9 protein-coding genes and 1 pseudogene are annotated in these 10,593 nt (G+C 50.7%); 5 read left to right on the forward strand and 5 right to left on the reverse strand.

What is annotated here, in order from left to right:
• Positions 1 to 245: 245 nt before the first annotated feature.
• Positions 246 to 1,202, reverse strand: a complete 957-nt coding sequence (locus AFL22_RS02410) for a DMT family transporter (protein ID WP_052270729.1) — start codon at positions 1,200 to 1,202, stop codon at positions 246 to 248.
• Positions 1,203 to 1,317: 115 nt separating this feature from the next.
• Between AFL22_RS02410 and AFL22_RS02415 the strand changes: the two genes are divergently transcribed.
• Positions 1,318 to 2,106: a helix-turn-helix transcriptional regulator gene (locus AFL22_RS02415; RefSeq protein WP_052270730.1), complete on the forward strand. Its 789-nt coding sequence runs from the start codon at positions 1,318 to 1,320 to the stop codon at positions 2,104 to 2,106.
• 179 nt (positions 2,107 to 2,285) lie between these two features.
• Here AFL22_RS02415 and AFL22_RS02420 read toward each other — a convergent pair whose 3' ends face one another.
• The gene (locus AFL22_RS02420; protein WP_072123797.1) at positions 2,286 to 3,149 is read right to left on the reverse strand and encodes a LysR family transcriptional regulator; all 864 of its coding nucleotides are present in this window, start codon (positions 3,147 to 3,149) and stop codon (positions 2,286 to 2,288) included.
• Positions 3,150 to 3,250: 101 nt separating this feature from the next.
• Here AFL22_RS02420 and AFL22_RS02425 point away from each other — a divergent pair, with 101 nt between their 5' ends.
• Positions 3,251 to 4,102, forward strand: a complete 852-nt coding sequence (locus AFL22_RS02425; RefSeq protein WP_052270732.1) for an alpha/beta hydrolase — start codon at positions 3,251 to 3,253, stop codon at positions 4,100 to 4,102.
• Positions 4,103 to 4,106: 4 nt separating this feature from the next.
• Entirely contained in the window at positions 4,107 to 4,709 is a 603-nt protein-coding gene (locus AFL22_RS02430; protein ID WP_052270733.1) for a glutathione S-transferase, read from the forward strand.
• A 288-nt stretch (positions 4,710 to 4,997) separates the two neighbouring features.
• Here the strand turns inward: AFL22_RS02430 and AFL22_RS23045 are convergent.
• Positions 4,998 to 5,186, reverse strand: a pseudogene (locus AFL22_RS23045) (LysR substrate-binding domain-containing protein); the annotation flags it as partial.
• A gap of 441 nt (positions 5,187 to 5,627) precedes the next feature.
• On the opposite strand from AFL22_RS23045, the gene AFL22_RS02435 reads away from it, so the two are divergent.
• Positions 5,628 to 5,975 carry a hypothetical protein gene (locus AFL22_RS02435; RefSeq protein ID WP_010247026.1) on the forward strand — a complete coding sequence of 116 codons (348 nt, stop codon included), beginning with the start codon at positions 5,628 to 5,630 and terminating at the stop codon, positions 5,973 to 5,975.
• 163 nt (positions 5,976 to 6,138) lie between these two features.
• Here the strand turns inward: AFL22_RS02435 and AFL22_RS02440 are convergent, their stop codons facing one another.
• Both AFL22_RS02440 and AFL22_RS02445 read right to left on the reverse strand, forming a co-directional pair.
• On the reverse strand, positions 6,139 to 7,554 hold the full coding sequence (locus tag AFL22_RS02440) for an MFS transporter (protein ID WP_241773158.1): 1,416 nt from the start codon (positions 7,552 to 7,554) through the stop codon (positions 6,139 to 6,141).
• Positions 7,555 to 7,964: 410 nt separating this feature from the next.
• Positions 7,965 to 9,128: a mandelate racemase/muconate lactonizing enzyme family protein gene (locus tag AFL22_RS02445; RefSeq protein WP_050679309.1), complete on the reverse strand. Its 1,164-nt coding sequence runs from the start codon at positions 9,126 to 9,128 to the stop codon at positions 7,965 to 7,967.
• A 192-nt stretch (positions 9,129 to 9,320) separates the two neighbouring features.
• Here AFL22_RS02445 and AFL22_RS02450 point away from each other — a divergent pair, with 192 nt between their 5' ends.
• Entirely contained in the window at positions 9,321 to 10,247 is a 927-nt protein-coding gene (locus AFL22_RS02450) for a LysR family transcriptional regulator (RefSeq protein ID WP_052270735.1), read from the forward strand.
• The last annotated feature ends 346 nt before the right edge of the window (positions 10,248 to 10,593 follow it).

Raw genomic sequence — 10,593 nt, forward strand, 5'->3', positions numbered from 1 at the left:
GATTCCACTGAAAGCCTGTCTTTGCCTCGATACCCGGCCGCAGACGCTGCTAGTCGGTGTAATCTTCCCGCGGATGAAAAAACAATGGCGCTTACTGATCAATATAACGCAGCCATGTAGCCCACTTTTCCAGACAGGCCTCTCTGATTTCCTGCGACGTATTATCTGCCATCCACGCCATAAAATTGTCTTTACAGCCCCGTTAAACGACTGCGATTCCGGGTGGGCAAAAACGATTAGAACTTTCAGGGATTTCTCCCTGTTGAACGACGACGACGCGCAGCAGACCGGTCCAGCTTAGTGATAAACCACGGCCAGCCGCTGACAATAATGATTCCACTCAGGATAAGCAGCGTGCCCCAGATGAAGCCCGGCTGAGGCTGCTCGTCGAGAAACAGCATTCCCGCCAGGACACCGAAAACCGGCGTCATGAACGACAATACGCCGAGCTGTGAGGCCAGATAGGTTTTCATCAGGCTGAACCAGGTCAGATAGCTGGCAAACCCGACAATAAAAATCTGGAAAAGCAGGCTCAGGCTTCCGGTGACTCCAGGCCTGAAATGAAGCTGTCCGCTGAACAGTGCGTACAGAAAGAGTAAAATGCAGGCACCTGTGAGCTGATAAAACAGTGTATGCGTTGCCGGTGCCTGGCTCAGCGCAGTACAGCGCACCACGACAGTGGTGGCTCCCCATGCCAGCCCAGCAAGCAGGCCCATCACATCTCCGGTCAGCATTCTCACTGTGTCGCCGGTGCTGCTGCTCCCGGAAAGGAACGCCACCGCAATGCCGATGAACGCAACAACGATGCCTCCCCATTGTGCAGGCATGAGCCGCTCATCAGGATGAAAAAGCTGCAGACCGACAGCGGCAAAGGCAGGCGCAGTGTAGAGAAAAACCGCCATATGGGAGGCAGAGGTATAGCGGAGCCCCTCAGCAACAAACAGGAACTCCAGTGCAAACAGCAGCCCGACCACACATCCAGCCATCAGATAAGGGCGGGACTGACGCAGCGACTCTTTTTTGCAGGTCATTACGACCAGCACAAGCAGAGCGGCAATGCCAGAGCGGAGAGCTACCTGTAACACGGGCGAAATTTCTTCTGCCACGCCTTTGATAGCGACCTGCTGTACTCCCCATATGATGCAGAGCACCGTCATTATTGCGCTTGCGCGCAGATCCGCATTTTTTCGCCTGAACGTCATCTCTGCCTCCTGAAAAAATTCAGTATGGCAGTGACGTGGATAGAGCATATAGTGTGAAAAGGACATCCTGTAGTGTAAAACAGCAGGTAAATGCAGGAATCAATCGGGTTCAGTCATGCTAAACAAAAAGCTTATTTCTCCCCCCTTCACACGTGAACTACCCGGCCCGGCATGGTTCAGGGTAGCTGACATGCCCGCCGGGGCTACCTATCCCGTGCACTCGCACCCCTGGGGTGAGTTTGTCTTTTCCTTCAGCGGAGTTATGGAAGTCAGGCTGGAAGGCGATCACCTCACTGCCCCGGCTAACTATGGTATCTGGCTGCCGCCGGGCGTCGTACATGAAGGGCTGAACCGCTACTCTGCTACCCACTGTTCACTTTACCTGATGCCTGAACTCTGCCTGGGCATGCCTGAAGTGCCCTGCACACTGCAGGTAAATCCTCTTACGATTGCCCTGCTTGAACATCTCCGGCTGCATCCTCTTCTGTCGCCGCTTTCTGAGGAAAACCATCGGCTCCTCGACGTGCTCCGTGACCAGTTGAAAAGCGCACAGCGCTATAAAAATTTTCTGCCCTACACTGATGATCCACTGCTCAAGGGGATTCTGGAAAAACTCGAAAAAAATCTGGCGGATGATACGCCGCTGGCAGAACTGGCTTCTTCATCAGGGACGACAATAAGAACGCTTAACCGGAAATGTCAGGAGGCACTGGGTATGCCGCTGAACGAGTGGCGTCAGCGGATGCGTGTGGTAAAAGCCATGCACCTGCTGGAAAAAGGTGGAAAAGTGGAAAGTGTAGCCTTCGAAGTCGGCTATAACAGCGCGTCGTCGTTTATTGCCATGTTTCAAAGGCAAACGGGGATCACACCCGGACAGGCGATATGTTCACGATCCTCCTTTTGAATGCAGCGTTGTTGCCTGTGAGAAAATAGCGGATCCTGATTCGGGTGATGTAATGATATGGGGGCTTCTATTTGCGCTCACAGCAGATGCAACATCCTTGTTGTTTGTCTGCTTAGTGCCAGACGCGGATATTTATTACAACGCGGTGTATTCATCAACTAATTGCAGCCACTTCACTTTCAATCTTTATGCATCAGCCTGGTCAGCATCTCGCAGAAGGCCTCGCTTGCTGGATTAACGCGGTGTTTATTCAGGCGTAGCAGGCAATCGACCGACGGCAGAGGCATCAATTTCTCAAGTTCAGGCATGCTACAAATCGCTTTATCAACGCTGTATTGATTGAGTATTCCCACCCCCAGCCCCGTGGTTATCGCCGCAAGCATACCTGCTACTGAAGGACACTCCAGCATCACAGCAAATGGAATGTTTGCCTGGCGAAGTTTCTCCTCAGCCAGGTTACGGTAATAGCAATCCGGTCCCCAGGTAATAAGCTTCAGGCTCTTATCCGAGTCATGTCGCCAGGCAGGCGTTGCGTACCAGTATAAATTTTCACTCCACAATACCTTATCTTCCGTCGATGCCGTGCCCGTGAAATCCTGATGTAAAATGATCTCCAGACTTCCTTCAGAAAAATGCTGACGCAGGAGATGACTTTGCTCCACCACCAGTTGTATATCCACCTCTGGATGGTGGTGAGTGAAGGTTGAAATCACCCCGCATATTTCAGTCATTGAGATGTGTTCAGTGACCCCGATTCGCAGCTTGCCACGCAGTGCCGAAGGCGAAAAATAGGCTACGGCATGATCGTGTTCAGTAAGTATTTTTTCCGCATGTTGCAGCAGAACGCTGCCCTTTTCTGTCGGAACGGCTTTTCCGGCGATGCGCGTTAATAGCTGGCATTGAAGTTGATCTTCAAGCCGTCTGAGCTTCCAGCTTACAGCGGACTGGCTCAGGTTGAGGAGTAATGCGGCCTTACTCATATTGCCCGTTTGCAGCACGGTCCGGAACACTCTGAGTGAGTCAACGGAGAGTCGTTTATTCATTTTTGTATGACAAAAGTAGGATTACAGCGGGAAAGAATGTCACTGGTGTCATATTCAGTCAACGGATAGCCTGACTGAAACAAACACAACGGAGAAAGCCGATGCCCGCTAATAACCCATTACTGAATGACGACGTTCTGATAAATGGTTGTCGCATTGCGACCGGAGTCCATGGTTCAGGAACACCTCTGGTGCTGGTTCATGGCACGCCCGCACACTCAATAATCTGGCAGTCACTGGTGCCGGTATTTGTCGATGCGGGTTTTCACGTTCATCTGTATGACCTGCCTGGGTTTGGCGCATCAGAGCGTCCTTTGACGGCTGATACCTCGGTTGCCGCTCAAGTCAGTTTTCTGCTGAAACTGCTTGAACACTGGCAGCTCGAAAAAACAGATCTTTTTGGTCACGATATCGGTGGGGCCATTTCACTCAGACTGGCGTTCGACAACCCATCCCTTCTGAAGACGCTTACGATTGCCGATATTCCCAGCTACAACTCCTGGCCTTCGCCCACATGGAGAGATATGCGGGATAATTATGCGGATTATGCGCTGATCCCCGCCACTGAGCATTACCGCGCGATGTGGCACCAGTTAAAGATGGCGGTTTTTAATAAGGATCGTATGACTGAGCAGCGGCTGGAAAATTATCTTGCACCGCTTTGTGGTGTGGTAGGGCAACCTTCATTTTATCAGCATCAGGTTGCGCACTATAATGAGTGTTACACCAGTGACTTTGCAGGAAAATTGCCGCAACTCCGGCTGCCCGTACAGATTTTATGGGGCGCCGAAGATGAATGGCAACCCGTTGAGTATGCAAGGCGTTTGCAGTGCGACATCGTCTCCTCCACGCTGCATATCTTTGAACAGGCCGGACACTTTTTAATGGAAGATGCCCCCTTGCCAGTCGCCGCACAGGTAATTGATTTTGTTAATCAACATAATATGAGGTAGAGCCATGATCCTGATCGGAATGCTGGATTCACCCTATGTCAGACGGGTTGCTATTTACATGAAAGTATTGGGTATTCAATTCGAGCATCGCCCGCTTTCGGTATTCGGCGATTTTGATGCCTTAACGAAAATTAACCCGGCCGTTAAAGTTCCAACGCTTATCACAGATGATAATCAGGTGCTGATCGATTCCACACTAATTATTCATTACCTTGAGAAATATTGCGGTCATTCGCCTGCACCTACATCAGCGTCCGGCGTGGAAGAGTTCCGGGATCTGCATCTTACCGGCTTCGCCCTGGCCGCCTGCGAAAAAGCGGTGCAGATTGTGTACGAACAGCGTCTCAGGCCGGAAGAAAAACAGCATCAGCCCTGGGTGGATCGCGTAACTCAACAACTGCATGGTGCCTGGCAGACGCTGGAGAACGGGCTGCGGAAAAGTCATCCTGACATGCTGTCCGTGGCCGGTATCAGCATCGCAGTGGCCTGGAGTTTTACAGAATTGATGCTGCCGGATACCGTCAGCCATGCGCAGTATCCGGAACTGGCCGGGTTTACATTGCTAGCCGAACAGCGACCGGAATTTCTGGCAACGCCTTTGATTTAATGAGGATGGGTTTTGTATATAAGAGCCCAATGATGCCTTACCTAATGTATAAAGAACTTATAGCTTTAGAATTAGTCGATAGCAAAAGGTGACTCAATGAGCACCAATTGAATATCTTCATACAATATAAATAACTCTTAATAATCTAATAAAGGCAAGTAAACGTAACATCCGCTTTTTGCATATAACGGGCAATGCTCTGCTCTATGCCAGAAACGGGCGTTTATGATTTTGAATTAAGCATAAAAGTGCATACGATTTCAGAAAGCATTAACTTCCCGATACGGATTACAGAGACAGGCCTGACTCAGCAATAAAAACGATAAAGCAGCGTATTCTCGATGAGAGATATCGGCTGGCCGGCCAGAGTGCCGAGAAATACCCCTGCCTGGTACAGTAACCGGGCAATACCTCTTTCAGTTGCCCCGAATCCAAAGATTCACGTACGACAAAATCGGGCACATAGCTGATACCCATACTGACTGGTCTGCTACACGGATAACAACAATATATGAGTCAGCACCTGATGTCATACTGACGGCCTCCGGTTAAACGTGACGGCAGGATTGAGAGATGAGCGATTGAAGAGCGCGAAAAATCTTAAACTTAATCTGATGTTCATCCTGTTAAGTGGCTGAAACACGCAGCTAACGCGTTGCGCGTACAGATAAATACATTCCCCACTGGAACGAATAACCTGCCACCTGCTGGCCTTTCCTTAAGTCAAATCCGCGCCCCGACGCCATGATCGGGTTACACGTCAGTTATTGATAGTACCAGCGAAAACTGGAGTGAAAATAACGCGCGTTATCGTAACCTTAGAACTCTACATTTTTCATTCAAAAACAGTAACTTCTCCTCTGATTACAGTTCGCCTATGCTGGCTGCTCATTAGATTTCACTTCAGAAGGATCTGTTATGTTTGTTGTGCCCGCATCCTACAGTGCAGAGGCTGTTCAGTGCCTGTATGAAGTTATCGGCATACTCAACCTGAATGGCGTACGCTGCCACGTTATCTTTGACAGTCAGGCATCCCGCGCCGCAGTGATCCAGGCGGACGCGACAGAGGAACATGGCGAAATGCGCCATCCTGTGCTGGCCGTGCTGGAAATGGAACGCGTAACGAGTATCAACACCATACTGCGCATCAAATCGTTCTGGACCGATTCCGAGGGCGCTCAATCAGGTGTGGAACCAGGCACGCTGGCAAAAGCGTTGTATAAAGCGCTGACAATAAAGAAACATATCACGCTGGTGGGATTGTAGGCATTCTGAAGCCCGTGAAGTACGGGCTGTAACAGTCAGGTATTGAGAGAGATACACTCCGGGGATGAGCATGATAATTCCACAGGTGCACAAGAGTGCTTAATGCTGATCCGCGCATCCTGCCCGATCGGGCGTACGATGGCAGTGTGAAGATTCCGCTTTATTATTGACGTGTTGATACTGCTCTGTGTGAAGACACAGAGAATGCCTTGCTGAAGTCCCGGATGCGTTCCTCACGTCCCACGGCAAGGGCAAACAGCACGCCACCCACAATTGAGAACAGCCCCAGAACACCCCATGCCAGCGTCATATCACTACCGCCACCCAGATGCTTGAGGTATCCGGCAACAAGGGGGCCGCCAAACTGTCCAATGAAGTTGCTGCATGCGCCGACAAAAGCCACCGCAGGGACTGCTTTCTTTGTCGGGAGAATTTCAGTCAGCCTGACGTAAACCAGTGGCACCAGCATCTTCATTGTCAGGCCGACAAACATGAACAATCCTATCTGAGCCCAGTAATATTCCAGCGGCACAAAAGCGGCAGCCAGTAATGCCACACCACAGAGGACGGTAGGAATAGCGGCATGCAGTCGTCGCTCCTGGTTGTACTTATCTGAACGCCGGGTGATGTACCAGATGCCCAGCATCGTCATCAGGAATGGCATCCCACTGATGAGACCGACCATAAATTCACTGAGCGTGCCATACCCTTTGAGAGCTGTCGGCAGCCAGAGCGTAAAACCGTAAGCGAGCATGCTATGCAGGGAGTAGCCGATCAGCATCAGCCAGAGGGCCGGTATTTTGAGAATGGTCCACCAGGGAGCGGATTTCTCATTCCTGTAGTTTGACTGCTCAGCGGCCAGGTCTTTCTGGATATAATCCCGATCTTCGGCACTCAGCCAGCTAGCGGCCTGAATACTTTTAGGAACCAGATAAAACCAGATGATGCAGAACAGCCAGGCCGGTGCACCTTCAATTACCATCATCAGGCGCCAGTTATGATGTGCAAGGATCCAGCCAGATATCGGACCGGCCAGAAACGCGCCCGCACCCAGGCTAAGATTCCAGATTCCGAATGCCCGCCCCCGCTCAGGCTTCATAAACCACTGGGCCAGGAACATGGCCGTGGCGGCCTGAATTGGACCTTCAGCGATGCCCAGTAAGAAACGGATCGCTACCAGTTCACCGAAGTTACGCGTCAGGCCGGTAAGCATTGCGCAGGCCCCAAACAGAAACAGGCTGATACCTATTATTTTCTGTGATCCAAAACGGAGAGCCAGCCATCCTGCGGTAAATTGCGTGGCGACATAACCCCAGGCAAATGCGCCGCCAAGCCAGCCGGCTTCAACAGGACTCAGGCCCATTTCAGCTGTTATATGGGGCAGCGCCATGCCTATATTCACCCGATCAAAAAATGAAATGGTATACATGATGAATACGGCAGGTAATATGATTGTCCAGCGTTTATTTCCGATAAGCGCATTACCTTTGAGAGTTTTCTCACTCATGATAACTTCCTCATTTAACACTTTGGCAGGGGGAGGAAATGCTGACTTCAAATCCATCTGAATATCAGTCAAAATGTTTATTCATTATCCGAAGGATGTAACGGAGAAATGAGCAGCCTGAGAGTAAAAGGCGCGGATAAACAGGCCGGGCACCAGGATTCATGACTGGCTCGAAATGACTGATATTTATAATAATTTCCAGTGTATATTTAATCCGACAAGACTATCTGAATGTCGATAATTCAACGGATAGCTGATATACCTACAAGAAGATGTTGTGCCTGAATCAAAGTCAGCCCTTCAACCCGGAATTATTAATAACGCTACCGTTTGTCAGTTCAATAACGTCCTCTCCTCTCAGATTCAGATAAATTTATTCTTCCTGAGGCGTCAGGTTAATTAAGAGATTGATATTTTACCGTAGCCCCTCAACTTAACGAGGGGCGCAGTGACATTAAACATGCCGTAATGTAAGCGAAAACTTATTCAGCCAGCGCCCGCATTTCTTTAATAAGGTCTGATTTGCCTTCAAAACCGATACCCGGCAGTTCCGGCATAATAATATGGCCATCTTCAACTTTTACCGAGTCCGGGAAACCGCCGTAAGGCTGGAACAGATCGGGATAACTTTCGTTACCACCCAGACCGAGGCCTGCGGCGATATTCAGGGACATCTGATGGCCGCCATGAGGAATGCAGCGTGACGGTGACCAGCCAAACTGCTCAAGCACATCCAGTGTGCGCAGATACTCAACCAGCCCGTAGGAGAGCGCGCAGTCAAATTGCAGATAGTCGCGATCCGGACGCATACCGCCATACCGCAGCAGGTTTCGCGCGTCCTGATGTGAAAAGAGGTTTTCGCCCGTTGCCATTGCGCCTGGATAGAACTCCGACAGGGCTGCCTGCAGAGAATAATCGAGCGGGTCGCCAACCTCTTCGTACCAAAAGAGCGGATATTCACGCAGCATTTTTGCGTAGGCAATACCGGTTTCCAGATCAAAGCGACCATTAGCATCAACGGCGAGGCGCGCTTCGCTGCCGATTTCTTCCAGTACGGCCTCAATACGGCGGCGGTCTTCGTCCAGAGAGGCACCACCGATTTTCATTTTCACAACGTTATAGCCGCGGTTCAGGTAGCCGCGCATTTCCTGTCGCAGTGCGCCAAGGTCTTTACCCGGATAGTAGTAACCCCCAGCCGCATAGACGAAGACGCGCGGATTAGCCTCAACGCCCTTCATTTCGGCCAGCAGGCGGAACAGCGGCTTGTTTGCAATTTTTGCCGTTGCATCCCAGATGGCCATGTCCAGGGTTCCCACTGCAACTGAACGCTCGCCATGACCGCCAGGCTTTTCGTTGCTCATCATCACGGCCCAGACTTTGTGCGGATCCAGATTGTTACCTTTGGCATTCAGCAGGCTTTCGGGATCGGCTTCAAGAATGCGATCGCGGAAGCGTTCCCGGATCAGGCCACCCTGGCCATAACGGCCGTTAGAGTTAAAGCCGTATCCCACTACACGGCGCCCGTCGACTTCAACATCTGTCACAACGGCGACCAGGCTTGTCGTCATCTTGCTGAAATCGATGTACGCGTTACGAATAGGGGAAGCAATGGGTTTGGTAATTTCTACAACATCAAGGATGCGCATGATCTCTCCGGTAGTTCTCAGTCAAAGACTGTTTTACTAAAATACCTACGCAATCAGTTATGTCATGCCATCTGTTTATCGGCATTCATCGGCACAATGAAGTAGCGTAGTGTTAAGGGACCTGATTGTTCTGTCTGCTATTATCCTAAGCAGTACATGGGTTCCGTTCTAATGCCAAAGAGGCAGCCTGTAATGCAAAATCGGCATCACCTTGAGTTAACCTGGCTTGAAGACTGTATTGCGCTGGCGCAATCACTCAATTTTTCCCGTGCGGCAGCTTCACGATATGTGACACAGCCTGCATTCAGCCGCAGAATCGTCTCGCTAGAAGAGTGGCTTGGCACGCCAATTTTTGAAAGAAATCGTCGGGGCGTCAGCCTGACCCGAGCCGGAGAGGTTTTCGTCAGGCAGGTGCCGGAACTTATTCGTGCGCTTTATACCCTGAGAAGTGAATCTATCGAGGCCGCAGGAGAAGCCCGACCGGATGTTATTTTTTCCGCCACACACGCGCTGTCATTTTCTTTTTTTCCGGCACTGATGCGTAACAACGAAAAAATTGCCCGCTTCGGATCTTTTCGACTGTTATCAGACTCATTAAGTGCCTGCGAACGCATGCTTGAGAAAGGTGACGCGCAATTTCTGCTTTCTTATTACCATCCTCATATGCACATCCATCTCGATCAGTCGAAATATCTCAGCGTCCGGCTTGGACAGGAAGTTTTACAGCCGTATTCACGATGCGATCCGACAACGCGTGAGCCTCTATTCCATGCGTCAGGCGGTAAGAAGTTTCCTTTCCTCTCCTATTCTGCTGAATCCGGCCTGGGCCGCATCCTGTCTAATACCTCACAGGTTAACCGGGCCAGACGCGGAATGGATATTGCCTTCACGGCCGATCTTGCTGCCACCTTACTCGCCATGGTCAAAGCCGGAGACGGCATCGCATGGCTGCCGGAAACACTGGCAGCGCCGGATGTTGATGCTGGCTCGATTGCCGTAGCAGCTAATAAGGAGAGCGCACTCTGGATACCCATAGAGATCCGGCTGTTCAGACCCGCAGCGAGGATGTCCCGGGCGGTAGAAGCGTTGTGGGAAATTTTCTTAGATGGCCAAATCTGAGCGGAAAACCATTTTGCGCTAATCGCGACAACATCTGAAAGGAATAAAGCGAGAACACATCAGAACCACAAGCTGACGCTCTAAGTTCCCTGACAAGCAGAGTTGCACAAACTACCCATGTCAATATAAACACCGCTTGCCTTCATGCGACCGACCGGAGATTAACTAGCTTGCGCTGCGGTTTCCCGGTTTTCACGCATGACATCGACTGGGTAAGACGCCCCAGGCACTATAAGCAGGTAATCGGGACAACCGATGATGGGAATGAAATCGGGTATTAAATCAAGTGGGTTAAACAGTATAGGCTGCGACAGTCAACGCCAGCACTTTAGCGAGCATCGGCGGG

It is taken from the genome of Pantoea sp. CFSAN033090 (genome assembly GCF_001264395.1).
Taxonomy (GTDB): domain Bacteria; phylum Pseudomonadota; class Gammaproteobacteria; order Enterobacterales; family Enterobacteriaceae; genus Pantoea; species Pantoea agglomerans.